The 26,102-nt window shown below is 56.9% G+C and carries 19 protein-coding genes; 7 read left to right on the forward strand and 12 right to left on the reverse strand.

Annotated elements, in window-relative coordinates:
- Positions 1–21: 21 nt before the first annotated feature.
- Entirely contained in the window at positions 22–387 is a 366-nt protein-coding gene (locus WG891_RS05400; RefSeq protein ID WP_156292538.1) for a copper resistance protein, read from the reverse strand.
- Between the two features lie 179 nt (positions 388–566).
- Between WG891_RS05400 and flk the strand changes: the two genes are divergently transcribed.
- Complete coding sequence (flk, locus tag WG891_RS05405) at positions 567–1,592, forward strand: flagella biosynthesis regulator Flk (protein WP_337261810.1); 1,026 nt, start codon at positions 567–569, stop codon at positions 1,590–1,592.
- Here the strand turns inward: flk and WG891_RS05410 are convergent.
- Entirely contained in the window at positions 1,589–2,041 is a 453-nt protein-coding gene (locus tag WG891_RS05410) for a rhodanese-like domain-containing protein (RefSeq protein WP_156292536.1), read from the reverse strand. The genes flk and WG891_RS05410 overlap by 4 nt on opposite strands.
- Before the next feature lie 54 nt (positions 2,042–2,095).
- Between WG891_RS05410 and pdxR the strand changes: the two genes are divergently transcribed.
- Together pdxR and pepT are read left to right on the forward strand one after the other, a co-directional pair.
- Positions 2,096–3,595 (forward strand): MocR-like pyridoxine biosynthesis transcription factor PdxR, encoded by a 1,500-nt coding sequence (gene pdxR / locus WG891_RS05415; RefSeq protein WP_337261811.1) that lies wholly within the window; start codon positions 2,096–2,098, stop codon positions 3,593–3,595.
- A 178-nt stretch (positions 3,596–3,773) separates the two neighbouring features.
- Complete coding sequence (gene pepT, locus WG891_RS05420) at positions 3,774–5,006, forward strand: peptidase T (protein ID WP_337261812.1); 1,233 nt, start codon at positions 3,774–3,776, stop codon at positions 5,004–5,006.
- 28 nt (positions 5,007–5,034) lie between these two features.
- On the opposite strand, the gene WG891_RS05425 is transcribed toward pepT, so the two are convergent.
- Positions 5,035–6,138 (reverse strand): SLC13 family permease, encoded by a 1,104-nt coding sequence (locus tag WG891_RS05425; protein ID WP_337261813.1) that lies wholly within the window; start codon positions 6,136–6,138, stop codon positions 5,035–5,037.
- Positions 6,139–6,278: 140 nt separating this feature from the next.
- Here WG891_RS05425 and apbE point away from each other — a divergent pair, with 140 nt between their 5' ends.
- On the forward strand, positions 6,279–7,310 hold the full coding sequence (gene apbE / locus WG891_RS05430; RefSeq protein ID WP_337261814.1) for an FAD:protein FMN transferase ApbE: 1,032 nt from the start codon (positions 6,279–6,281) through the stop codon (positions 7,308–7,310).
- 352 nt (positions 7,311–7,662) lie between these two features.
- Here the strand turns inward: apbE and WG891_RS05435 are convergent, their stop codons facing one another.
- From WG891_RS05435 to fabB, 6 genes are all read right to left on the reverse strand, one after another.
- Positions 7,663–10,782, reverse strand: a complete 3,120-nt coding sequence (locus tag WG891_RS05435; RefSeq protein WP_337261815.1) for an efflux RND transporter permease subunit — start codon at positions 10,780–10,782, stop codon at positions 7,663–7,665.
- Positions 10,779–12,236 (reverse strand): efflux RND transporter periplasmic adaptor subunit, encoded by a 1,458-nt coding sequence (locus tag WG891_RS05440; RefSeq protein WP_337261816.1) that lies wholly within the window; start codon positions 12,234–12,236, stop codon positions 10,779–10,781. The genes WG891_RS05435 and WG891_RS05440 overlap by 4 nt, the downstream gene beginning before the upstream one ends.
- Positions 12,233–13,492: a TolC family protein gene (locus tag WG891_RS05445; RefSeq protein ID WP_337261817.1), complete on the reverse strand. Its 1,260-nt coding sequence runs from the start codon at positions 13,490–13,492 to the stop codon at positions 12,233–12,235. Before WG891_RS05445 ends, WG891_RS05440 begins: the two co-directional genes overlap by 4 nt.
- A 10-nt stretch (positions 13,493–13,502) precedes the next feature.
- Positions 13,503–13,826 carry a copper-binding protein gene (locus WG891_RS05450; protein ID WP_337261818.1) on the reverse strand — a complete coding sequence of 108 codons (324 nt, stop codon included), beginning with the start codon at positions 13,824–13,826 and terminating at the stop codon, positions 13,503–13,505.
- Positions 13,827–13,897: 71 nt separating this feature from the next.
- Positions 13,898–14,323 (reverse strand): hypothetical protein, encoded by a 426-nt coding sequence (locus WG891_RS05455; RefSeq protein WP_337261819.1) that lies wholly within the window; start codon positions 14,321–14,323, stop codon positions 13,898–13,900.
- A gap of 208 nt (positions 14,324–14,531) precedes the next feature.
- On the reverse strand, positions 14,532–15,746 hold the full coding sequence (fabB, locus tag WG891_RS05460; protein WP_076941659.1) for a beta-ketoacyl-ACP synthase I: 1,215 nt from the start codon (positions 15,744–15,746) through the stop codon (positions 14,532–14,534).
- A gap of 173 nt (positions 15,747–15,919) precedes the next feature.
- Here fabB and mnmC point away from each other — a divergent pair, with 173 nt between their 5' ends.
- Positions 15,920–17,941 carry a bifunctional tRNA (5-methylaminomethyl-2-thiouridine)(34)-methyltransferase MnmD/FAD-dependent 5-carboxymethylaminomethyl-2-thiouridine(34) oxidoreductase MnmC gene (gene mnmC, locus WG891_RS05465; RefSeq protein ID WP_337261820.1) on the forward strand — a complete coding sequence of 674 codons (2,022 nt, stop codon included), beginning with the start codon at positions 15,920–15,922 and terminating at the stop codon, positions 17,939–17,941.
- Between the two features lie 43 nt (positions 17,942–17,984).
- On the opposite strand, the gene WG891_RS05470 is transcribed toward mnmC, so the two are convergent.
- The 3 genes from WG891_RS05470 to WG891_RS05480 form a co-directional block, all read right to left on the reverse strand.
- On the reverse strand, positions 17,985–18,266 hold the full coding sequence (locus WG891_RS05470) for a YfcL family protein (RefSeq protein WP_337261821.1): 282 nt from the start codon (positions 18,264–18,266) through the stop codon (positions 17,985–17,987).
- Positions 18,267–18,419: 153 nt separating this feature from the next.
- Positions 18,420–18,968 carry an elongation factor P hydroxylase gene (locus WG891_RS05475; protein WP_337261822.1) on the reverse strand — a complete coding sequence of 183 codons (549 nt, stop codon included), beginning with the start codon at positions 18,966–18,968 and terminating at the stop codon, positions 18,420–18,422.
- 76 nt (positions 18,969–19,044) lie between these two features.
- Positions 19,045–19,845 carry a sulfite exporter TauE/SafE family protein gene (locus WG891_RS05480; RefSeq protein WP_076941662.1) on the reverse strand — a complete coding sequence of 267 codons (801 nt, stop codon included), beginning with the start codon at positions 19,843–19,845 and terminating at the stop codon, positions 19,045–19,047.
- A gap of 17 nt (positions 19,846–19,862) precedes the next feature.
- On the opposite strand from WG891_RS05480, the gene WG891_RS05485 reads away from it, so the two are divergent.
- Together WG891_RS05485 and WG891_RS05490 are read left to right on the forward strand one after the other, a co-directional pair.
- The gene (locus WG891_RS05485) at positions 19,863–20,039 is read left to right on the forward strand and encodes an integrase arm-type DNA-binding domain-containing protein (RefSeq protein WP_337261823.1); all 177 of its coding nucleotides are present in this window, start codon (positions 19,863–19,865) and stop codon (positions 20,037–20,039) included.
- Positions 20,040–20,380: 341 nt separating this feature from the next.
- Positions 20,381–26,102, forward strand: a 5,722-nt coding sequence (locus tag WG891_RS05490; RefSeq protein ID WP_443006493.1) for an ESPR-type extended signal peptide-containing protein, incomplete at its 3' end; no start/stop codon positions are given.

Raw genomic sequence — 26,102 nt, forward strand, 5'->3', positions numbered from 1 at the left:
CAAGTAGAACGGGGGATTAACTCATTCATGAAACACGCATAATCGAAGATGAACCCTGAGGGTAGTCGGGGAGATCACCCGGGGAGGTGGGAGGCGCAAACGCGGGGCAAGAATCGGGGCTAACAAGACCAGCAGCATGCCAAGGGCGAACAGCGCGGTTTCAAACATCACCGGCGCTGCCGCCAGCAACGACTTGGCGCTCAGTTCACAAGGCGTCACCGCTTCGGCCTCATCCCCGGCGATCGGCGATGAACTGGCACTCGCTGCAGGAAGGGCGATCGCCAGCTGCAACGCATGCAAACCCGCCGTGCGCTGGGTGATGCAGGTCAGCATCACCAGGCAAGCCAGGCATAAAAACCATTTTGCAATCCGCGGCCGATTAATCATCACTTCCCCAATCCGGTATCTGCGCCTATCTTAGCGGCGTATATCAGATACGCAACGATTGGCCTGTAAAGAAATGTCTTGCTGCGGTATTGGTAGCGGCGAATTACAGGTATCATAATTGATTAAACCTGTGCTTTCGCCGGGTATGACGATTCTCTTTGCCACAAAGGACGGGTGACATGCAACCTTTGAGCGGGCCAGGTGCCCCCAATTCTCTCGATCACCCGCCGAACCTGGGCAATGTGCCACACGCCGACGATCAGCCGCTCTCTCCGGCACAGCGTACCCAGCTTGAAAAGCTGATCGTGAAAATCATGGCGCTCAGCCCGGCCAAATCGGCAGAGATCTGGGCCACCCTGCGTCATGAACTGGGGGCAGACAACAGCAACGAACTGCTGGCGCGCCATTTCCAACCGGCAGAACAGCTGTTGCAAAACCGCCTTACCCTAGCGCAGCAAAGCCATGCCAGCCGCCAATTGCTGCAACAGCTGACCGATCTGCTGCCGCAGGGCAATAACCGCTTGGCCGTCAGCGATTTTATCCGCCAGCAGTTTGGCCATACGGTATTGAGCCAGTTAAGCCCTTCGCAGTTACAACAGGTGCTCAACCTGCTGCAAACCGGCGGCCTGACGATTCCTCATCCGCAGCAAACCACCACCAGCGATCGTCCACTGCTGCCTGCGGAACACCAGCATCTGCAACAGCAGGTGACCAAGCTCAGTGCTGCCACTGGCGAAGTACCTCTCAAAATATGGCAGACGCTGTTCGATCTGGTAGGGGTAAAGACTAACGATCCCCTGCCCGCGCGCCATTTCCAACTGCTCAGCCAATTTCTGCAGGTGAAAGTGGCGCTCAGCCCGCAAAGCGCCCCCACCTTGCACCATCTGTTAGCCGTCTTGAAACAGCCCGCAGATCAGCAGGAACAGCAACAGCTCAGCGACTATTGCCACACGCGTTTCAACAGCGGCCCGCATACACCGCTGACTCATACGCAGATCAATGACGTCATCCAGCAGTTGTTCACGCGCCGTCTGGAGAAAACCGGCCATAATCACCCTGCGCATAGTGAACCCATGCAGCCGCAGCCGTTGCTCCACGCGTTGATTGCCGTGCTGCCACCGTCGCTGCAATCCCCTCTCAGCAAACCCTTGGTGCTGGTGACGCTCCTTGCGGTGCTGGCCCTGTTGCTGATCTGGCTGTTTTAACAACCACACTGCGCTGCCGCGCTCTGGCCCTGCAGGGTTCCGGTTTCATCACCGGTAGCCAGCGGATGCCCGTCCCGCAGCCAAAAATCCAGCCCGCCGATCAGCTCTTTCACCCGAAACCCGAGCTTGGCCAGTTGATACGCGCCTTTGGTGGAGCCGTTGCAACCGATGCCATCGCAATAAGTGACATAGACCTTATGCCGATCCAATGCGGCGGTGCTCTGTTCATTCATCAGGCGGTGCGGCAAGCTGATCGCCCCCGGAATATGCCCGGCGGCATACTGCGCTTCGGTGCGGGTATCGATCACCACTATGCCGCCAACGCCGTTGCGTAAATCCTCTGCCACATCATATGAATCAGCGTAGTAGCTAAGCTTTGCCGCCAGATAATCCAGGCTTTGTGCGGCGCTGGCGGGCGGGAATGCCAGAACGAGTGATGCTGTGCTCATAGTGTCGGTTCCTCTACATAAAGACGAGTGACAATCATGCCCGGTTTTGGTCTTATGGTTGATACCCATTTCCCCGCCATGATAAGACCGATTATGCAGCAAGTGTTGCTGACCCTGTTTCAACAGCCAGAACACGCCGCCACCACGCTGCGCGAACGGGTTTGCAATACCTTGCGCCGCGCGATTCACAGCGGGGCCCTGCCCCTGGGCCAGCGGCTGCCCTCTTCGCGCCTGTTAGCCGCAGATCTGCAAGTCTCGCGCGTTACCGCCGAAGCGGCGTATCGGCAACTGGAAGCCGAAGGTTATCTGCAACGCCGAGTAGGCCAAGGCACCTTTGTCGCCATCCGCATCAATAAACCGCTCCCGGTGCGAAAAATGGCCGGTCAACTGCGGCTGTCGCAGCGCGGCGAGGCGATTCTGCACACCGGTGGCTGCCGCGATCCGCTGCAACCCTTGCCCTTTGCCGCAGGCTCCCCAGACCTGCGGGCGTTCCCGTTGAAACTGTGGCAACAGCTCACCGCTCAGCAACTGCGCTTGCGCGGCGAAGCGCTGTTGCGCTATGGCGATCCACAGGGTTATCTGCCACTGCGTGAAGCCATAGCCGGTTACGTTGGCCAGACTCGCGGAGTGCAGTGTACGGCCCAACAGGTCATCGTGCTGACCAGTTCACAGCAGGCATTGCAGTTGATCGCCACCCTGTTGCTCGATCAAGGGGACAATGTGTGGATGGAGGAACCCGGCTACCTCGGGGCCAGAAACGCTTTTATCAGCGCCAGAGCTAACCTGATCCCCGTTAATGTCGATGAGGCGGGTCTGCAGCCCAGCAGTACCTTGCCCGCACCGCGCCTGATGTATCTGACCCCTGCTCATCATTACCCCACCGGGGTAGCCCTCAGCCTGGAACGACGTGTAGCGTTGCTGGAGATAGCACGGCGTGAGCAGAGTTGGATCATTGAAGATGATTACGACAGCGAGTTTCACTACGACGGCCAGCCGATGCCCGCCATGCAGAGCCAGGATCGCCATGGCAATGTGCTGTATCTCGGCACCTTTTCCAAAACGCTGTTCCCTTCGCTGCGGTTGGCCTATCTGATTGTGCCCGCGGAACGGGCCGCCGCGTTCACCACCGCCCGCACGCTGTACGACGGCCACAGCGCGCAACTGATGCAGGCGGTGACGGCAGAGTTTATCCAGCAAGGGCATTTTGCCGCGCATATCCGTTACATGCGCCAGCTCTATCGCAGCCGCCGCGACGGGCTGCTGCTGCAGGTGGAACAGCGGCTGAAGGCCTTTGCCACAGCGCAACCGGCAAACGGTGGCTTGCAACTGACCGTTTGGTTGCCCCCCGGCCAGGAAGCCCGCTTAACCCGGCAAGCACAGCAATTGGGGGTGATCACCCCCGGCTTGGCGGCACAGTATATGACACCGCAGGCACGGCGCGACGGCTGGCTGCTGGGCTTCTCGGCCCTGACGCCGGGGGAAATCAGCGCAGCCGTTGAGCAACTGAGTAAAATTGCCCCTGACTATACCCAAAATAATTCGAGTTGCTTGTAGGCAGCAACCGAATGAATCCCCAGGAGCTTACTCAGGTAAGTGACTGGGGTGAGTGAGGGCAGCCAACACCCAAGCAACTTGAAGTATGATGGGTATAACCCGTTATTGCATTGGACAAAGGGCTAATTTAGCTTTAAAACCATTATCTTGCCTGCGATCTTGATTACAAGGAACCTTGATGAGTAACACTATTGCCGAACAACTTACCGAACGTTTTTTCCGCTACCTGGCGGTCACCAGCCAGAGTGATGCTGCGGCCAGCACGCTGCCCACCACAGCGGGTCAGCATGATATGGCACAGCTGTTAGCCGCTGAGCTGCATCAGCTTGGGCTGGAGGACGTGTTGGTTGATGAGCACGCCACCGTTACCGCACGCAAGCCCGGCAATCAGCCCGGCGCGCCGCGCATCGGTTTTATCACCCATATTGATACCGTTGACGTAGGCCTGGCCGCCGAGATCCATCCGCAGCGCCTGCGCTTTACCGGCGAAGACCTGTGCCTGAACGCCGAGCAGGATATCTGGCTGCGCACTGCCGAGCACCCGGAAATTCTGGCTTACCCCAACGAAGAAATTATTTTCAGCGATGGCACCAGCGTGCTGGGTGCCGACAATAAAGCGGCGGTAACCGTGGTGATGACGCTGCTGGCAAACCTGAGCGCGACCGATCGCCACGGCGATATCGTGGTGGCCTTTGTGCCGGACGAAGAGGTTGGCCTGCGCGGAGCCAAAGCGCTGGATCTGGCGCGTTTTGACGTTGATTTCGCCTATACCATCGACTGCTGCGAACTGGGCGAGGTGGTGTATGAAAACTTTAACGCTGCCGGGGCGGAAATCCGTATTGAAGGCGTGACGGCGCACCCGATGTCGGCGAAAAACGTGCTGATTAACCCAATCCGCATCGCTACCGATATCATCAATCAGTTCGATATTCAGGATACGCCGGAGCACACCGAAGGGCGCGAGGGGTATTTCTGGTTCAACGATATGGTGGCCAACTCTAATAACGCCACGCTGAAAGTGTCAATCCGCGATTTTGATCTGGCCGCTTTCAACCGCCGTAAGGCGCGTTTGCAGGAAGTCGTACAGCAGGTTGCTGCCAACTATCCACGCGCCAAGGTCAGCTGTACGGTGCAGGATATTTACAGCAATATCAGCAACTCCATCGGCGAGGATAAACGCGCCATCGAGCTGATTTTCGGTGCACTGGCCGCACACGGCATTACGCCGAAAGTGATCCCGATGCGCGGCGGTACCGACGGCGCAGCGCTTTCCAGCCGTGGCCTGATCACCCCAAACTACTTCACTGGCGCGCACAACTTCCATTCGCGCTTCGAGTTTCTGCCGATCAGTTCCTTCGTGAAGTCCTATCAGGTTACCCGCAGCATCTGCCTGCTGGCCGCACGCGGTTAACCTTCACGCCGCGGGGCACCCCGCGGCGTTATAACAGCCACCAGCCAACCAACGCCGCCCATGCTAAAAACGGCAGCGAATAGTAATGGAAACGCAGCCAGATCCGCCGATCCCCCGCCATCCGCAGCGCAATCAGGTTAGCCAAGGAGCCGATCGCCAAGCCAAAGCCCCCGGCGTTCACCGCGTAGGCCACCAAGGCGCTGGAAGGCACATAGTTGAGCAGCAAAATGGTGGCGGGCACATTACTGATAATCTGCGACAGGCCGATGCCCAAGGCATACACCGCTCCCTCTGGCAGCGCAGCGATATGGCTAAACCATGGCTGCATCGCTGGCAAGCGGGTGAACAGTCCGACATCGATAAACATGGTGATAAACACAAAAATCAGGCTCCAGTCGATTTGCAGCAATACCCGCCGCGCCAACAGCAGGAAACCGACGAACACCGCCAATAGCCCGTAAAGCGGCAGCGCAAAATCCAGGCAGATCAGGAACACCCCGTACAGCACCAAACAGCCGATCAGCAAGGGTTTCTGATAAGGATAACTCTGAGCTTGAGCCTTTTTCACAATATCGCGCGCCGGAAAGCTGAACCAGGTCACCGCCAACAGGCTGAGCATCATCACCACGCCGAAAGGGGCCATCTGGCCGATAAACCCGAGGAATGACAACGACGACTTGCTCCACAGCAAAATATTTTGCGGGTTACCGATCGGCGTCAGCAGCGAACCGGCGTTCACCGCCAGCGCCTGGAAGATAATCAGCCGATTAACCGGCAACGCAGAAAGCTTTTTCAGCGTAATGGTCAGGGGAATGACGATAAACAGCGCCACATCGTTGGTCAGGAATGACGACAGCAGCGCGGCGGAAAACACCAGAAACAGCGCCAGCCAGCGCTCGCTGCGCAGCCTGTTGACGATCAGGCGGCCAATAAAATCGAAATAGCCGCTGACCTCAACGCCCTTGGTCAGCAGCATCAGCCCCAGCAGGGTAATAATGGTACGCCAGTCGATAAACTGGGCCAGCGGCTGCGGCTCAAGCGCAAACAGCAGCACGCCGATCAGCAGCAGCGCGTGCAAAAAACGGTCGTGAAGAAACGGCCTCAACAGGCGGGTTACAGCATGTGAACTCATATTTTTCGCTTCGCAAAACAGCCAGAATGCAGGCCAAAGACGTTAGCCGAAGCGCGCAGATTACGCCACTGAAAAAGCTTTTCATTTGCCGCACTTTGCTCTATATCCATCATCTTTCGTTTACTTTTAAGGATCCTCCCATGGTTCACACCTTTGCCAAGAGGTTACTGCTGGCCGCAGCACTCACCCTGCTTGCCGCCTGTAACGACACCACAACCCGCCCGCAAATTGACATTGAAGGCAAAACCATGGGCACCTTCTACAGCGTGAAGATCAGCGGTGAGATTGAGCAGAATAAACAGCAGTTGCAGCAGGAGATCGATGCCCTGCTGGAACAGGCCAACGACGATATTTCCACCTATCGCCCGAATTCGGTGTTATCCCGCTTCAATCAGACGCACAGCAGCGAACCGCAGCCCATTCCGCGCGGCATGGCCGATATTATCCTGATGGCCCAGCGCATTGGCCGCGATACCCATGGTGCGATGGATATCACCGTCGGCCCGTTGGTGAACCTGTGGGGCTTCGGGCCGGATAAGCGGGTGGTGAAGGCGCCACAGCAACCACAAATCGACGCAGCCAAGCGCAATACCGGCCTGCAGCACCTGAAACTGCTCAGCGATAACCGCGGCGAATGGCTGCAGAAAGATTTGCCGCAGATGTATGTCGATCTCTCCACGCTGGGCGAAGGTTATGGCGTGGATCAGTTGGTGCGCCTGATGGCGCGTAAGGGCATTACCAACTATCTGGTGTCGGTGGGCGGTGCCGTCTCCTCACGCGGCGTCAACGGCCAGGGCAAGCCTTGGCGTGTGGCGATTCAGAAACCTACCGACCGTGAAAACGCGGTACAGGCCATGGTCGATCTACAGGGTTATGGCATCAGCACCTCGGGCAGTTACCGTAACTATTTCGAACAGGACGGGCAGCGTTATTCCCATGTGATCGATCCCGCCACCGGCCGCCCGATTAACCACCGGCTGGTTTCCGCCACGGTGATCGCCCCCACGGCGCTGGAAGCCGACGGCTGGGATACCGGGCTGATGGTCTTGGGCACGGAAAAAGCGCTGAAGCTGGCGGAAGAGCAAGGGCTGGCGGTGTATCTGATCAGCAAGACCGACGACGGTTTCAGCGCGGTAATGACACCGCAGTTTAAGGCGTTTTTGGTGCAGTAATCTCATTAGGCATAAATAGTGAAGGTTATTACGAACTGTTTTTCGTTTACATACTGGGATAGTTATCATTTTCGGTCGCTAGACGCTTTATATTCACCCTAACTCAAAGTGAACGCGACCGAGCAGGGGGCTCAAGAGCCAGCCCCCTGCACCCCGGCCCCTTGCCATATCAGGCGGCCGCTGCGCGGCTACCCTCACTGCGCCAATGGCAATTTCAACTAACAATGCGAATGGAAAGGTTGCCTCGTGATAACAGGTTCTGGTGTTGACGTTTGAGCATATCACTCCATTAGTTACGGCAATTCCCATTACACCTAGCTTAAATAGACGAAAACATAGAGTATGAGTCCCCCTACCGCTTCCTGTGCAACAGCAAATACACCGCCGGGATCACCAGCATCGACAACAGCGGCGCGCTCACCATCCCGCCGATCATCGGTGCGGCGATCCGCTGCATCACCTCCGAACCCGCGCCGCCGCCCCACATAATCGGCAGCAAACCGGCCATAATGGTGGCTACCGTCATCACCTTTGGCCGGACGCGTAACACTGCCCCTTCGCTGATAGCCGCCATCAGTTGCTGCTGGCTTAACGGTTCACCTGGCTGACGATGCTTTGCCAGTGCTTGGTTAAGATACAGCACCATAATCACGCCAAACTCCGCCGCGACGCCCGCCAGAGCGATAAACCCCACCGCCCCCGCCACCGACAGGTTGTAATTGAGCAGGAACAGCAGCCATACCCCACCGATCAGCGCATACGGCAGCGTTGCCATGATCAACAACGCATCACGCACGCTGTTGAAGGTGACAAACAGCAGCACGAAGATAATCCCGAGCGTTACCGGCAGCACGATCTTCAACTGGGCGCTGGCACGTTCCAAATACTCGAACTGCCCAGACCAACTGACAGAAACCCCGGCAGGCAGAGTTACCTGCTGTGCTACCGCACGCTGCATCTCTTCCACCGCCGATTTCAGGTCACGCCCGCGCAGATCGACATAGATCCAGTCAGAAAGCCGAGCGTTCTCACTTTTCAGCATCGGCGGGCCTTCGCTCAGCCGGATATCCGCCAATTCGGCCAGCGGCACCTGGCTGCCCGCCGCTGTCACCACCGGCAGCTCACGCAAGGCCTGCAACGAATCGCGGATCTCACGCGGATAACGCACGTTGATCGGATAACGCGCACGCCCTTCAATGGTTTCACCGATGTTCTCACCGCCCACCAGCGTTGCCACGATCGATTGCAACTCTTTAACCGAAACGCCGTAACGCGCCGCGCGCTGGCGATCGATATCAATATCCACATAGCGCCCACCAGCAATGCGCTCCGCCAGCGCCGACGTCACCCCCGGAACCTGTTTCACCACCTGTTCGATCTGGTTGGAAGCGCGTTCGATATCGGCAATATTGCTGCCGTTAACCTTGATCCCCACCGGGCTTTTGATGCCGGTCGCCAGCATATCCAGCCGGTTGCGGATCGGCGGCACCCAGACGTTGGCAATGCCCGGCACCTTCACCACGCTGTCCAGTTCAGCCACCAGCTTGTCCATGGTCATGCCGGGCCGCCACTGCTCGCGCGGCTTAAAACGAATGGTGGTTTCCAGCATGGTCAACGGTGCCGGATCGGTGGCGGTTTCCGCCCGGCCAGCTTTGCCGAACACCGTATCCACTTCCGGTACGGTTTTGATCAAGCGATCGGTCAACTGCAGCAAGCGCGCCGCTTCGCGGGCAGAAATACCCGGCAACGTGGAGGGCATATACAACAGATCGCCTTCGTCCAACGGCGGCATGAATTCACTGCCCAAGCGGCTGAGCGGGTACAGCGTCAGCACCAGCAGCGCGGCGGAAACCCCCAGCGTGGTTTTAGGCCGCGCCAGCACCGCCGCCAACAGCGGTTGGTAGATACGGATCAGCCAGCGGTTAAGCGGGTTGGCATGTTCGTCTGGAATGCGGCCACGGATAAAATACCCCATCAGTACCGGCACCAGGGTGATCCCCAACCCGGCGGAGACCGCCATGGCATAGGTTTTGGTGAATGCCAATGGCGCAAACATCCGCCCTTCCTGCGCCTGCAGAGAGAACACCGGGATAAATGACAGCGTAATGATCAGCAAACTGCAAAATAGCGCTGGGCCAACCTCCACTGCCGCCTGCTCGGAGATACGCCAGTAATCCTGTGGGGTTGGCTGCTGCCCAGGGTGACGCTGTCGCCACTGCTCCAGCACTTTGTGCATGTTCTCGATCATCACAATCGCCGCATCCACCATCGCGCCGATGGCGATGGCAATCCCTCCCAGCGACATGATGTTGGCGTTGACGCCCTGATAGTGCATCACCACAAACGCCCCGAGGATCCCCAGCGGCAAGGTGACCATCGCCACCAGCGCCGAACGGAAGTGCGACAGGAACAGCGTGCAGACCACCGCCACCACCAGGAACTCTTCCAGCAGTTTGAACGACAGCGTATCAATAGCATTCTCGATCAGTTGGGAACGGTCATAAACCGGCACAATCTCCACGCCCGGCGGCAACGTCTGCTGGATCTGCTGCAGCTTCACCTTCAGCGCCTTGATGGTTTCCAGCGCGTTCTTGCCGTAGCGCATCACCACGATGCCACCGGCCACTTCGCCTTCACCGTTCAGTTCCGCGATGCCACGGCGCATTTCCGGCCCTTCGCGCACCGTTGCAACCTGAGCGAGCAGGATCGGCACGCCGTCGCGCGCGCTGATCACCACGTTATTGAAGTCATCGAGCCGTTTCAGGTAACCGGAGGTGCGCACCATATATTCCGCTTCCCCCATCTCCAGCAGCGCCCCACCACCCTCCTGGTTGGCATCCTGAATCGCACTGACCACCTGCTGATGCGTAACGTTCAACGCGCGCATACTCTCTGGATTCAGCACCACCTGATACTGACGCACCATACCGCCGACGCTGGCCACTTCGGCCACATTGGGGACAGTTTTCAGTTCGAACTTCAGCGTCCAATCCTGCAAGGCGCGCAGGTCCGCCAGACTATGCTTGCCGCTTTTGTCCACCAGCGCATATTCATAGATCCAACCCACGCCGGTGGCATCCGGCCCCAGCGCCACTTTTGCCTGCGCAGGTAATGAAGACTGCACCTGGCTCAACGACTCCAGCACCCGCGAGCGCGCCCAGTAAGGATCGGTGCCATCTTCAAACAGAATATAAATGTAAGCATCACCAAACATCGAAAAACCGCGCACCGTGGTGGCCCCCGGCACCGTCAGCATGGTGGTGGTCAACGGGTAAGTCACCTGATCTTCGATCACCTGCGGCGCTTTCCCTGGGTAAGTGACGCGCACGATCACCTGTACATCGGAAAGATCGGGCAGTGCATCCAGCGGTGCCTTCTGCAACGCCCAAATCCCCCACGCGGCCAGCAATATTGACGCCAGCAGCACCAGCAGACGATTGCGTATCGACCAACGGATCACCGAGGCAATCATGGGTGGCCTCCGTGCTCTTTGGCTTGCGGCAGGATTTGGCTGATGTGCGAACCGTTTTCATCCACGCTGAAGTGGATCGTCACGTTACTGCCGATGCCGACCCCGGCAGGTAACCCGCCTTTCGGCAGGGTGAAATCCATGGTCATCGCTGGCCACTGCAATTCCGGCACCGGTGCGTGCGACAGCGTAATCTCATTGCCGTCCAGCGCTTCAACCACCGCCTGCGTCTGGTACTGTTTCACCGTTTGCTCCCCGGCCAACTGCGGCAGGGCGCTGCGCATGCTGGCTTCTGAATCGATCAGGAACTGGCCAGAAGTCACCACCTGCTGCCCAACTTGCAGCCCCTGTTTGATTTCTACCCAGCCGCTTTGCGCTAAACCGGCCACCACCTCAACCGGGGTGAAATGGCCATTACCCGCCGCCACCAGCACTCGGTTACGATCGCCGTTGCCGATCAGCGCTTCCTGCGGGATCGCCAGCACCGGTTTGGCTGCGGCGTTTGCCGCCAGCGACACTTGCAGATACATGCCCGGCTTGAGCCGCTGCTGCGGGTTTTGCAGCACGATGCGCGCCTTGAAGGTGCGCGTCAGCGGATCAACGTTCGGCAGCAATTCGCTCACCTCACCGCTAAAGCGTTCTCCCGGCCAACTGGCGGAACTGGCCTGCACCGCGTCCCCGACCCGTAACAAGCCAGCCTGCGCCTGCGGATAATCGATCACTACCCACACCGGATCGAGGCTCGCCAGTTCAAACAACCCTTGCGTCGCCACGACCTGCGCACCTTCACGCACGTCCAATTTGTTGATAAACCCGCTTTCCGGCGCGTTGACGGTAATACGCGTCTGCGGTTTGCCGCTGCGTTCCACCTGGCGGATAATCGCTTCCGGCATAAATTGCAGCGCTAAACGCTGGCGAGCGGCGGCGGTCAGCGCACCGTCCCCCAGCGTGCGGATCGCCAGATACTCCTGCTGTGCCGCACTCCAATCCGGGATCCACAGTTGCGCCAGCGCTTCGCCCTTTTTCACCTGCTGCTGGCTGGCGCGCACGTAAAGCTTTTCTACCAGGCCGCTGGCGCGTGCGGCGATCACCTGCACGCTGCGCTCGTCGATCGCCACGCTGCCATAGGCGCTAATCTGCACATTCAGCTCGCGTAACTGTGCCGCTGCGGTGCGTACCCCCAGATTTTGCTGCTGGCGCGCGCTGATGGTGACGCCGCCGTCCTGCTCCTGCTCATCGGCATAGCGCGGCACCAGTTCCATGTCCATAAAGGGAGATTTGCCCGGTTTATCAAACCGCTGACCGGGCACCATCGGATCGTACCAATACAGGACCTGCCGTTCGGCTGCGCCGTCGGTAGGCTTCGCCACCGCAGTCTGCTGGGTGGCAAACCAATAACCGGCCACTCCGCCTGCCACCAGCGCTGCCAACAGCGCCAAGCTAAAACGCATTTTCATTGTGCTATCTCCTGCGGGGTAAGGTAGCGGATCGCGGCCCACAGTTGCGCCAGTTCGCGCGCCGCTTTACCGGCGGCAAGACGGCTGTCTAGCAATGCCCGGCGTGCTTCCAGCAGCGAAGAAAGATCGCTTTTGCCACTGCGATATTGCGCCAGTTGCAGCGCCACGCGCTGTTGTTGCAACGGAATGGCCTGTTGCTGCTGGCGCTGCCATTGGGTTTGCGCCGCCTGATATTGGGCCAACAGCGTATCGAGCTGCGCCTGATGATCGCGGATCAGTAGCGTCAGCTGGTCGTTGGCTTCCATGGAGCGGGAGAGATCGGCGGCATGGTCTTTGTCTTGCCGCTGTGAGCGGAACACCGGCAGATCGACGGTGAACATCACCCCGGCCAAATCCTCATAGCCATCGGCCCGTTTGCCGTAATACACCTCAACCCCCACGTCCGGGATCGCGGCAATTTCCGACTGGGCCGAACGGGCTTTCGCCACGTCGGCTTCGCGGCTGGCCTGCACCACTTCCGGGTGCTGTTTGATCGCCTGTTGCAACAGGTGACTTTCCGCAGGTAAGCGTTCAAAAGGCGGCAACGTGCCACCCGTGCTGGCTTCAGGCTGGCCGGTTAACTGCGTCAACCGGGCCTGGGCGATGGCGGCATCACGCAGTGCCTCACTGAGCCGATCCTGCATCGCCAGCAAGGTTAAGCGCGCGTCGATCACGTTAGTGGCCGGTGAGCTGCCGCTGGCAACGCCGGTATGCTGTGCGGCGATCTGGCGTTCACTCTCGTTGAGCAACGCCTGGGCGTCCTTCAGCGTTTGCTGGCTCAACGCCAGCTCCAGCCACGCCTGGGCAGTTTGCTGCTGCAGGCGAGCGCGGATGGTGGCGCTGCCCGCTGCGGTTTTACTCGCCTCGGCGCGCAGCGTATCCGCCTTGCGCTGGCGTTTACTGCTGCTGACGTAATCCTGCATGATGCCAATCCGTTCCATAGTCATGCCCTCGCGGGTCAAACGCCGGGCGTTGTTACCTTGCACCGGCACGTTTTCAATCCCGACTTTCAATTTAGGGTCGGGCAATTGCATCGCCGAATCGGCCATGTTCTGCAAGGCATTTACCTGATGCTGATTGGCAGAAAGCTCGGCCGAGTAACGCTCTGCCGCAGCCAGCGATTGCTCCAGCGTCAGTACGGCGGCCTGCGTACTCGCCGTATACCAGGCAAGCAGCAGCCAGCCCACCCGCAACGGGTGAGAAAGTAATGTGGACATGGTGCCCCCGCTATTGTTGGCTGGCGCTGATGGCCGTCAGTTGATAACCACCGTCAACCTGACGGAAGCTGAAATCAACCTGGGCTCCGGCAACCAACGCTGGCAATGGCGGTTGGGGCTGAAGAAAGTTCATGGTCATGGGCGGCCAGTTCAGGGCTGGGATCGCCGGATGAGCGAGCAACACCTTTTTGTCACTCCAGGCTTTAACAGTCCCGGTAGAGTGATAGACGGCATCTTCCGCTGGTGCGGCATGTTGGTGGTGTTGCATTTGCTCAGCAACGGCGGCAGAAGAGAAAAACAGGGAAATGAAAATAGCAGCAAATAAGTTACGCATAAAGAAAGCTCCGTGGAATAGTCAATAAACAACACGAGTTACCGTCTTGGACGGCAAAGCGAATGTTTTGACTATTCACGGAATCGGCAGAACGCAATCTCTGCCGGAGGCCCTGCTATCGGGGGGGTTTGCCAATCAGCATGGGAGAATTGCACCTGCTGGGCGGGTGCTGCCACCAACAGTTCACCGCTGGCAGGCAAGATCGCTGCCAAGGCTAAACTACTGTGATCCTGCTGCAGAGGATCGGGGATACAGTGTTTTTCACACAGCGGCCCAGCAGCCTGCATGCTGTCCATCGCCGGTTCGGCCGCCGCCATGTGCATCATATGCTGCTCTGCGGGGGCTTGCGCGGTGAATTGCAGATGGCAGCCATGGCTGGCGATTGCCAATTGGCTGTTTAACAGCAGCCAGCAGACGGCCAATAGCCATACGCCTGCCCGCTTCTTTGCGAAGCGTAACCGGTGCATGGATAAAGAGATGGACGCCAAAGCCGACATGCCATGATTCCGAATGGATAAACTTCGCCGAGTATATCGGCAGAAAATCACCTCAGGAATAAAATTTACACCCGCTGACAAAGCCGACTAACAACATTCCTGCAAACTGAAAATACTTTGATTTCAGTCAACTGGCAGCATGATAGAGATAAAAAAATCGGGCACGTTTTTAGCGTGCCCGACCATTGAAACTTCTTGGCAGAAAAACTTATTTCTGCAGCTTGCGCATCACCAGCGTCGCATTAGTGCCACCAAAGCCGAAGCTGTTGGACATCACGGTGGTCAATTCGCGTTTGGTCGGCTCGGTCACGATATTCATGCCCGCCGCCTTCTCATCAAGGTTTTCGATGTTGATGCTTGGCGCAATAAAACCGTGCTCAACCATCAGCAGGCTGTAGATCGCCTCCTGCACGCCCGCCGCACCCAGTGAGTGGCCGGTCATGGCTTTGGTAGAAGAGATTGCCGGGGTGTTGTCGCCAAACACTTCGCGGATAGCCCACAGTTCCTTCACATCGCCAACCGGCGTAGAAGTACCGTGCACGTTCATGTAATCGATAGGGGTATCAACACCCTGCAGCGCCATTTTCATGCAGCGCACTGCGCCTTCGCCTGATGGTGCCACCATGTCGGCCCCGTCGGACGTTGCGCCGTAACCGATGATTTCCGCATAGATATGGGCACCGCGCGCTAACGCATGCTCCAGTTCTTCAACTACCACCATACCGCCGCCGCCGGCGATAACGAAGCCGTCACGCGCTGCGTCGTAAGTACGGGAAGCTTTTTCTGGCGTATCGTTGTAGCTGGTAGACAACGCGCCCATGGCGTCGAACTCACAGGCCATTTCCCAGCACAGTTCTTCACCGCCACCGGCAAATACTACGTCCTGCTTGCCCAGTTGGATCAGTTCAACCGCGTGGCCGATACAGTGTGCGGAAGTGGCGCAGGCGGAACTGATGGAATAGTTCACACCGCGGATTTTGAATGGCGTGGCCAAGCAGGCAGAAACGCCGGAAGCCATTGCCTTGGTCACCATATAAGGGCCAACGCCGCGCAGGCCTTTGGCACGCATACCGTCGGAACCCGCAACCTGGTTACGCGGAGAACCACCGCCGGAACCGACCACCAGGCCGGTGCGATCGTTGGAAACCTGATCAGCGGCCAGACCGGAGTCTTTGATCGCCTGTTCCATGGAAAGGAAGGCATAAACGGACGCATCGCTCATAAAGCGCATTACTTTACGGTCGATCAGACCGGTGGTGTCCAGTTTAACATCACCCCATACGTGACTACGCATGCCGGAATCTTTCAGCTCCTGAGAGAAGGTGATCCCTGAGCGTCCTTCCTGCAGGCTTGCCAGGACCTCCTGCTGGTTGTTACCAATGCTGGAGACGATTCCCAGGCCAGTAATCACTGCACGTTTCATTCAATACCTCTTCCACAATAATTTTACATTCGGGATTTTGCATCGCACTTTAGCGTACAGATGTACGCCGAACAAGTCCGATCAGAATGATTCCGTATTATATCTATCCGGTTTGCACCGCAAGAGCCGCGCCGTTAAAATCGTGCTACCTCTTGAATTACGAGCCATACACCGTGAGCCATGCCCCCATCCAAACCGCAGCGTTAAGCTGGAATGAACAGGGTACACCTGTTTCGAAACAGTTTGATGACGTCTATTTTTCTAATCAGGATGGGCTGGAGGAAACCCGTTATGTATTTCTGAACGGTAACCGGCTGCCGCAGCGTTTTAATCAGCATCCGCGCCCACTGTTTATTGTGGCGGAAACCGGCTTTGGCACCGGGCTGAATTTTCTCACCCTGTGGCAGGCTTTCGCCCGTTTTCGCACAGAGTCCCCCGATGCGGCGTTACAGCGCCTGCACTTTATCAGCTTCGAAAAATTCCCGTTACAGTTAGCGGATCTGACGGCGGCGCACGCGCAGTGGCCGGAGTTGGCAGACTATGCCAGCGAACTGCGCGCCCAGTGGCCGCTGCCCTTACCGGGCTGCCACCGCCTGCTGCTGGCCGCAGGGCGCATCACGCTCGATCTGTGGTTCGGTGACGTCAACGCGTTGTTGCCGCACTTCGATGCCAGCATCAACAACCAGGTCGACGCCTGGTTCCTTGATGGCTTTGCACCGTCGAAAAACCCTGATATGTGGAGCGAATCGCTGTTTGCTGCGATGGCACGCTTTGCCCGCCCGGAAGGCAGTTTTGCCACCTTCACCGCCGCAGGATTTGTGCGCCGTGGCCTGCAGCAGGCCGGTTTTAGCGTTGCCAAATGCAAGGGCTTTGGCCAGAAACGCGAAATGCTGAGCGGAACATTGCCTGCCGATACGCCGCTCGCCGCTAATCCACAGCCGTGGTTTCTGCGCCCGGCAGCCCAACATACCGATGACGTGGCCATTATCGGCGGTGGCATTGCCAGCGCGCTCACCGCGCTGGCCCTATTGCGGCGCGGGGCCAAGGTCACGCTGTATTGCGCCGATGCACAACCGGCAGAAGGGGCCTCCGGCAACCGCCAAGGGGCGCTTTATCCTCTGCTGAATGGCCGGGGTGATGCGCTGGAAAATTTCTTCAGCGCCGCCTTCCCGTTTGCCCGTCGCCAGTACGATGCCCTGCTGCAACAAGGGGTTGAGTTCGATCATCAGTGGTGTGGCGTCAGCCAACTGGCTTATGACGAAAAGAGCGCCGCTAAGATTGCCAAGATCCTGGCCGTCAGGTGGCCAGCGGCGCTGGCGCAAGCGGCCGATCGCTCCACCCTCAGTGAGTTATGCGCTATTGACACCGGTTTTGACGGCATCTGTTACCCGATGGGCGGTTGGTTGTGCCCTGCCGAACTGACTCATGCCGCGTTAACCCTTGCTCAGCAGCAAGGGTTGAAGTGCCATTATCAACATCGGCTCATGGGCCTGCAGCGCATGGGTGAAGGCTGGCAACTGCAATTTGCCACCGGGCACATCAGCGAACACGCCACGGTGATCTTGGCCAACGGCCATCAGCTAGCGGCTCTGGCACAAAGCAGCGCGCTGCCGGTGACGGCGGTGCGCGGCCAGGTGTCACATATTCCTACCACGCCAACGCTGAGCAAGTTGCAACAGGTGCTGTGTTACGACGGCTATCTGACCCCGGTCAACCCAACCAACCAGCAGCACTGCATTGGTGCCAGCTATCAGCGCGGGGAGATTGATACGGAATATCGTGAAGCCGAACAGCAGGCAAACCGCGCACGTCTGCTGCGCTGCCTGCCAGAACAAGCCTGGCCGCAGCAGGTGGACGTCAGTGGCCAGCAGGCGCGCTGTGGTGTGCGCAGCGCCACCCGCGATCATATGCCGATGGTGGGTGCCCTGCCTGACTCTGCGGCCACGCTGGCGCAGTACGCGGATTTACAACGGCAACGCCTGCGTGGGGAGACCATTGCCGACGCACCTGTCTATCCGGGGCTGTTTGTGCTTGGCGCACTGGGCTCACGCGGCCTGTGTTCAGCGCCGCTGGCGGCAGAAATCCTGGCGGCGCAACTGTTTGGCGAACCCTTACCGGGCGATGCCGAGATGCTGGCAGCGCTGAATCCGAATCGTCTGTGGGTGAGAAAACTGCTGAAGGGGCGTGCGGTTTAACGGCAGGGAAACGGGTTCAGCCTGCCGAGCTGAACCCTGGCAATTATGCCGTGGCGAGTGCCGCCTGATACAGCCTTTCCCACATGCCCAGCACCAGTACCTGGTCGGGAGGGGAAAGCTCACCGGCAGCGATGGCTTTATCCAGGCTGCTTTGTACCCAAACGTTAAGCTGCTCGGCGCTCTGCTCGTGGTGCGCTTCGGCCTCTGCCACCGCCAGCGTGAGGTGACCGCGCAGGTAGCCACCGGCAAACAGTTCATCATCGCTGGCGTGTTCTACCATGTCATCAATCAGCGCCAGAATGCGCGCTTCAACTTCTTCGATCATCAAACGTCCTCATTATACCCGTCATACTTCAAGCTGCCGGTACGTTGGCTTTCCTCGCTCACCCCAGTCACTTACTTGAGTAAGCTCCTGGAGATTCACTGCGTCGCCGCCTTCCCGCAGCTCGAATTATTTAGGGTATACAGTTAAATATGGTCAGTTAAGATCTTCCGGGTAAGGAAAGTGCTCAGCCGCCAGCGGAGGCGTATTGTAAAACGATTGTAACGCCTGAATAAAGCGCGCAGGACGTGTGGGTATTCCCTGCTCCAGCAGTTCCAGTACCCGAGTGCGGACTTTGCGTTGGAACGTGATGCGATCCGGTTCGCAATCCCCATTGAGATTGTCGCAACTGACGTTGAACGGGAAGCCGGCGGCAACGCAGAACATCCACTCCAGCGCCTGCGGCTTGATTTCTACCTGTTCGAATTCGCTCTGCGTCTGAGCATCGCGCCCGTCCGGGCAATACCAGTAGCCAAAATCCACCAGTTTGCGGCGCTCAGCACCGGCAATGCACCAGTGGGAGATTTCATGCATCCCGCTGGCATAGTAACCATGGGCAAAAACAATGCGGTTGTACGGCAGCGCTTCATCGGCAGGCAGGTAGATCGGCTCATCATCGCCTTTTACCAGGCGAGTATTGTAATCATCACTGAAGCACTGGTTAAAAATTTCAATCAGTTGTGAATATTGATGGGTGTCTGGCATAAAAAAACTCAAATAACCACAAAATTAAGACGGCAATTATACCTGATATCTTGCCGCGCGCCGCCCTTTTGCCCTGTTAAAAATGCAACGCCAGCCACTGCTGGATTTCTGCACCATGATTGTCATACAGCAGCTTGCAGCTCATGAGCAGCGAAACCACCACGATCATCGGCCGGATCAGCTTTTGCCCCTTGGTCAGCACCATATGAGCTCCCATACGCGCCCCCAGAACCTGGCCGACCAGCATCACCAGACCAATGCTCCATATCACTTTGCCGCCAATGATAAACAGCACCAGACTGCCCAGATTGGAGGTAAAGTTCAGCACTTTGGCATGGGCGGTCGCTTTAGCCAGGTTAAAACCACACAGCGTCACGTAGGCCAACGCATAAAATGAGCCCGCCCCGGGGCCAAAGAAACCGTCGTAGAACCCCACGCAGGCCCCGGCCACCAAACCAAATGGCAAAGCCCCCAAGCGGCGTTGGCGATCGCTTTCCCCCAAACGAGGAGTCAACAGGAAATAGACCCCGATCCCGATCACCAGCAGCGGTAACATCTGGCGCAGCAGATCGGCGCGCATATGCTGCACCAGAATCGCACCAATGACCGAACCGATCAGCGTCAGGAAGATCGTCAGCTTTTGCGTATTGAGATCAACCGCCCGGCGGCGGATAAAATACAGGCTGGCGGAAAAGGAACCGCCTACCGACTGCAGTTTATTGGTGGCCAGCGCCTGCGCTGGCGGGATGCCTACGGCCAGCAGAGCGGGTACGGTCAAGAGCCCCCCACCACCGGCAATGGAATCAATAAATCCGGCAAACATCGCTACAAAAAACAGTATCCCGAGTAGTTCGGGACCTAACAACAGCCCTTCCATAGATTGCCTGCTTGAAAATGAAGAGAGAACGACAAAACCAACGTAAAAAGCACAAACCCACAGAGGGTAACCAGCTCTATCTGTTAGTCAAGCCCAGCAGAGCCAAATACCGGCTGATGGAGTATCGCATTTATGGCAAAGAGAAAAAACTGACTATCAGCGTTTATCCTAAAACCTCGTTATCCCTGGAATGACTGACAATTCTCCGTGATCTGGGGGCTGGGTGAGGGCTCAACCGGGTGGCTGAATAAGATCCTCCCTATGCAATGTTAAATCCTGGAGCTTACTTTTGTTGATTTGAGGAGACTTAAGACCTCTATGATTATCTTTGTAAGCACTAGGCATTTTTCCAAAAACCACACTATATTCATTTGATTGAATCGATAACTTAAGGAAAATGAACTTAATTATAAAGTTCAGTAAAAAAGCAAAAATGTAACACACTGATTTTATTATTATTAATAACAGAAGGCATATCTTTTCTTCGCATTAAGCCAGTCATCTGGTGGCATAGGATAAATCGGAGCTACTACCAATGAATACAGTCTACAAAGTCATTTGGAATAACACATTGAATACATGGGTTGTTGTGAGCGAATTGGCAAAAGGGCGGGCAAAAAACAAGCGGAACTATAAATTAATCACAGAAATTGATTTGTTTATTGTTAAAATAGATAATTCCCACAAAAAATTAAGAAAAAACCTAATCTCTTTATTTTTAAGTAGCCTTGCTTTGTTTAGCATCAGTTCAGCCTACGCGCTTGAAACCACGGTCACAACCCAGGCGCAGCTTTCTGCTGCATTATCCAGTGGGACTTATGACAAGATTATTTTGGGTGCTGACATTCCGCTCACCCAGTCGTTAACCGTTAATATGGCTAATCAAAATGTCGTCATTGATGGTAACGGGTTATATGGCTTGAGCGTCGCCAATACCACAACGAATGGTTTGGCAGTTTCGTCAGGGACAGGGACCTTGACTCTGCAAAATATGAGCAAAATTGACTCAGCCAACTACTACAGTATGGTTTACCTGACTGGTGCCAATACCGCTGTTAATGTGATTTATAACAATATTAACTTTCTTGGTTCTTCTCAGCTCATTTTTATGGGGACTGCCGGGGCAGCTACCAATAGTATTATGACGTTTGGCGATATCGCTAACAATGTGGTGGTTAACGATAGAGGACAGGAGATCGGCGAAGTCAATAAATTGGCATATACCGGCAGATTTCATGTCACCCACTTAGGTGCAGCAGTCTCTTTTGAAAACGGTAATGGGGCCATTAATACATCAACCATGGATTTCTTCAGTGGTGCCGATGTTAAGATTGATAGGACAGGATCAACAGGTAACATAACTAATACGGGTACCCGTGCTTTTGCCTATACGTTTGCTGATGGTTCCGCCTTTGAGTTAATCGCCAACCAAGATGTTTTGAGTGGAACCACTACCAATAGAGGGTTACAAATTGGTAGTTATGATCCAGTAACAGGTTTTGGTTCAGGCGCAAAAATTATCCTGCAAGCCCGAGCGACGGGTGGTAGCATCATTTCAGGTAATGCGATTGATAACTCAACGACCAGTACCACAGGTATCAACAATGGTGGCGCTGGGCCTACGGATGTGATCTACAACCTGGCAACAGGGTCGATTTTACAGGCCACTGCTGCCGGGATTTTAGCCACTAAAAACGCGGGTAACGCCAGTGGTATTTACATCCGCTCCGCTGGCACTATTGGAGCTGCAACCGGTATTTCCGCAACCCATAACGGGACGGGTGCAGTTAATATTGCTAATAATGGTACGATCAACAGCACAACAGCCGGTATCGCCTTAGACTCCTCAGCCAGTAAGCCAATGACAATTGATAACACCGGAGGGCAGATCAATGCTTCGGGAGGAACGGCTATCAACGTTCTCGGCAATGCCGGATTAAATTTGACAGGCGGTACCATCAATACCACTAATGCTGCCAACGGTATTACCATTGCTGCAGGCAATACATCTGCCCATTTCGTTACCGATACGAGCCTAAATATCAATGGCAGCGGTAAGGCAATTTCCAAAAGTGATAACGCAGCCTTAACACTGAGTAATACCCACATCAATCTGATCGATGGCATTGGTTTTGATAACGTGACTGGTGTCACCTTTGCCACCAGCCCCAATGGGCGTAACGGCATCAATGTTTCGGGAACAGGTACAGCTATTTCAACGGCCAATGCGGCCTTAGATGGCTGGAGTCCTGAAGCGTTGGATCTCAATATTACAGGGGCCGGTAAAGGGATTAATGTTACTGGCGGCGGTGTCGATTTTGGTAGCGCCAATCTGGTAGTGAATGTCACCAACAGCGCGGGTACCGGTCTGGTTGTTAATGATGGCGTGACAAACAATACCACGACGATTGGCGCTAATGCCCAAATTAATGCCTCTGGCGCAACGGCGATCAATTTTGCCGGAACCGCCGGCAAAACGCTGAATAATCAAGGGAAAATAAATGGTGCTGTCGTCTTCGCCAATAATGCAGCCAATACTATCAACAATAATGGGACACTGGCTGGCACGCTGACAACCGGCTCCGGCAATGATGTTTTAATGTTGGGTGCTACCTCTGTCAGTCAAGGTCTGATCGATTTAGGCGCAGGCAATAATAATGTCACCATTGACAATGGCGCTGCCGTTGCCTCCATTGTGACAGGCGCCGGTGACGATACCTTTACCCTTAACAACCTGACCGTTGGTAATACATATCTGGGTTCCCTTAATGCTGGAAACGGTAATAACACGCTAAATTTCAATAACTCCACCGATGCACTGGCTGCGGCAACGCGTATCCAGAACTTCACCAACATCAACTTCAACACAACAGACCTCACCTTAAGTGATACTGCCAATATTTCAGGCGGTAATGTCAATCTTGATAGCAACAGTCGCTTAGCTTTTGACCAGACGTTCAATGGGTTATTTGCTGGGACACTACAAGGAACCGGTAATACCGAAGTTTTAGCACAAAGCAATGTCACATTACAAAATGCCAGTACTTTCTCTGGTATATGGAATGTAGATCAAGGAGGAACGCTAACTGCTAATAATAACAACCAGTTCGGTACAGCGGCGGTAGCGCTGGCTGGCACGTTAAATCTGAATGCAATATCGCAGTTTGATAACGCACTAACGGGCACGGGTTTATTAAACATCGACAACGCTAATAATGCCTTCAACTTTGGTGCAGGGGTTGGTTCCGCATTTACTGGTACGGTCGATCTCAAAAATGTTGCCTTCACTCTCTCAGGTACCAATACCAATGCATTAGCGGCTGCGACCTTAAGAAGCTCAGCAGGGAGTACTGCAGCCGTAGGCACTTCCAACCAAAACATTGGCAATGTGGAGATGAATGGAGGAACCACCGAATTTGTCAGCGGTAGCCTGATCACAACAGATGCGCTGACAGTTACGAATGCCAGTACGGTCAAAGTAGACGCTACGGGTATCACCTCAGGCAATTTACTCGATCAAGACAATGGTATTAGTACCGAGCTGATAAAGAGTTCCAATACCCTATCTGCAGCAGACTTAGCACAACTGACATTATTGGACAGCGCGGGGAATAACCTAGGTAACGGCACTATCAGTGATTATCTGCAAGGAGGTAATGTCGTTTCCAGAAATACCTACAACTATAGCCTAAACAGCAATCTTGGCCTGAATGTGGCGACACAGTTGACACAGGCTGATATTCAATCTGGCCAAACCTTAACCCTGTCGTCTGCAGGCGCAACTGATTCTACATTAACGGCTCAATTGACCGGCGCGGGCAATCTGGCAATTGGTGCAGATAACGTCCTAATGACGTTGAGCAATAACCTGAACTCCTACACCGGTACTACCACGGTGAATGGCGGCACCTTGCGCCTGGGCAGCAACAATGCCTTGGGTGCCACCTCACTGCTGACGGTCAATGGGGGTTCTGGCGTCGATGCCAATGGTTTCAGTCAGACGGTGGACGCACTGACCAACCTGGGGTCGGTTATCCTGAGTAGCGGGTCGCTGATCAGCGGGCTGCTGACCAACAGCGGCGTTGTCGACCTGGCGGGGGGCACTCTGACCCTGCAGGAGGGCGGCACCTCCAGCGCGGTCGGCGGCCTGACCGGGGCCGGGACGCTGAACGTCAACGGCGGCACGCTGGCGCTGAGTGCCGCCAACAGCGGCCTGTCGGCGGCCACCCATATCGCGTCCGGTGCCACCGTCACCGCCGGCGCGGCCAATGCGTTGGGCACCAGCGCGGTGGAGGTCGGCGGCACGCTGACGCTGAACGCGGCAGATACCCTGGCCAATCTGCTGAGCGGGGCCGGCGTCATCAATACCGATGCCGCCATCACCCTGAGCGGCAGCAACACCTTCAGCGGCACCCACGCCGTCAATGCAAATGGAGCATTGACGGTCAGCACGGCCAATAATCTGGGCACTTCGGCAGCCAACGTTAACCTCACGACGGCCACCGCCCAACTGTTGCTCAATGGGTTGAGCGGCCCCCTGGCCAATACCCTGAGTGGGGTGGCCGGCTCGACGGTGCAGCTCAATAACGCCGCTGCCACGACCCTGACCGGCACCAACGGCGGTTTCGCCGGCCTGTTCGACCTGGTGGGCAACAGCGCGCTGACCGTCTCGCAAAACGCCAACCTGGGTACCGGCAGCGTCAGTCTCGGCAGCGGCAGCACCCTGACCTTTGACACCTTTGCCGGCGGGGCCCTGACTGCCCTGAACCATGCGCTGAGCGGCGCGGGTAACTGGGTGCTGCGCAACAGCAACATCACCCTCTCTGGCAACAGCAATGCTTCAGGCTTCAGCGGCCTGCTGGACATCAACAGTAACGCCTCCCTGACGCTGAACGCGGGGAGCGCGCTGAATGCGGCCACCGAACTGCACGTCAACGATGCCAGCAGCACCCTCAATATCAGCAATAACGGGGCCTTTACCCTGAACAACGCCCTGACCGGGGCCGGGCAGGTGAATGTCGATACGGCGAACGGCGCCTTCAACTTCGGCGCTGGTGCTGGCACCGCCTTTACCGGCAACGTGGCGCTGAATAACACCACCTTCTCGCTGGCCGGCACCAATGCCGCAGCCCTGGCAGGGGCGGGGCTGACGCTGAACAGCGGCAGCGATACCACGGTGGGCGTGGCCGGCACGCCGGGCAGCGCAACGCTGCAGAGCCTGGCCCTGAACGGCGGCACGCTGAACTTCACCGGCGGCGCACCGCTCTCCAGCGCCGAGAGCACCGTTACCACCCAGACCCTGACCGCCAACGGCGGCACCATCAATCTGGAGGGGGCAGGCTCCTGGAACAATACCCTGCCGGTGGTGCCACCGAACCTGTCGATCCTCGATCAGAACCGGGGCGGTACGCCGATGCGGCTTATCAGCGCCACCACCGCCAGCGGGGCCGATACCCTGACGCTGACGATTGATGGGGTGGCGGTGACGCCGCAAGGGGTACTCTCTGCCATTAACCAGAATGCGGTGCATGTGGCGGAGGCAACCTATCACTACGCGCTGTCCAACACCGACGGGGCCAGCGCCACGGGCCTGTACCTGAACTACGATCTGAGTGCGATTAACCTGTTGCTGGACAACCCGAACGCGCTGGTGATTGCCACCGATGTCAGCCCGGATGCCAACAAAAACCTGACCGCGCAACTGACCGGGGTGGGCGGCATCGTGTTTGATGCCAGCAACGGGGCCCTGACCGTCACCAATAGCCAGAACAGCTACACCGGCAGCACCACGATCGCCGGCGGCGATGTGCGCCTGGGCAGCAACACGGCCTTGGGCGCCACCTCACTGCTGACGGTGGCGAGCGGTGCCAGCTTCAATACCAACACCTTCAGCCAGACGGTGGGGGCACTCACCAACCTGGGCACGGTCACGCTCGATCCGGGCGTGCTGACCAGCGGGTTGTTGACCAACAGCGGCGTTGTCGACCTGGCGGGGGGCATTCTGACCCTGCAGGATGGCGGCACCTCCAGCGCGGTCGGCGGCCTGACCGGGGCCGGGACGCTGAACGTCAACGGCGGCACGCTGGCGCTGAGTGCCGCCAACAGCGGCCTGTCGGCGGCCACCCATATCGCGTCCGGTGCCACCATCACCGCCGGCGCGGCCAATGCGTTGGGCACCAGCGCGGTGGAGGTCGGCGGCACGCTGACGCTGAACGCGGCAGATACCCTGGCCAATACCCTGAACGGGGCCGGCGTCA

It is taken from the genome of Serratia sp. MMO-28 (genome assembly GCF_037199905.1).
GTDB lineage: Bacteria > Pseudomonadota > Gammaproteobacteria > Enterobacterales > Enterobacteriaceae > Chania > Chania oryzae.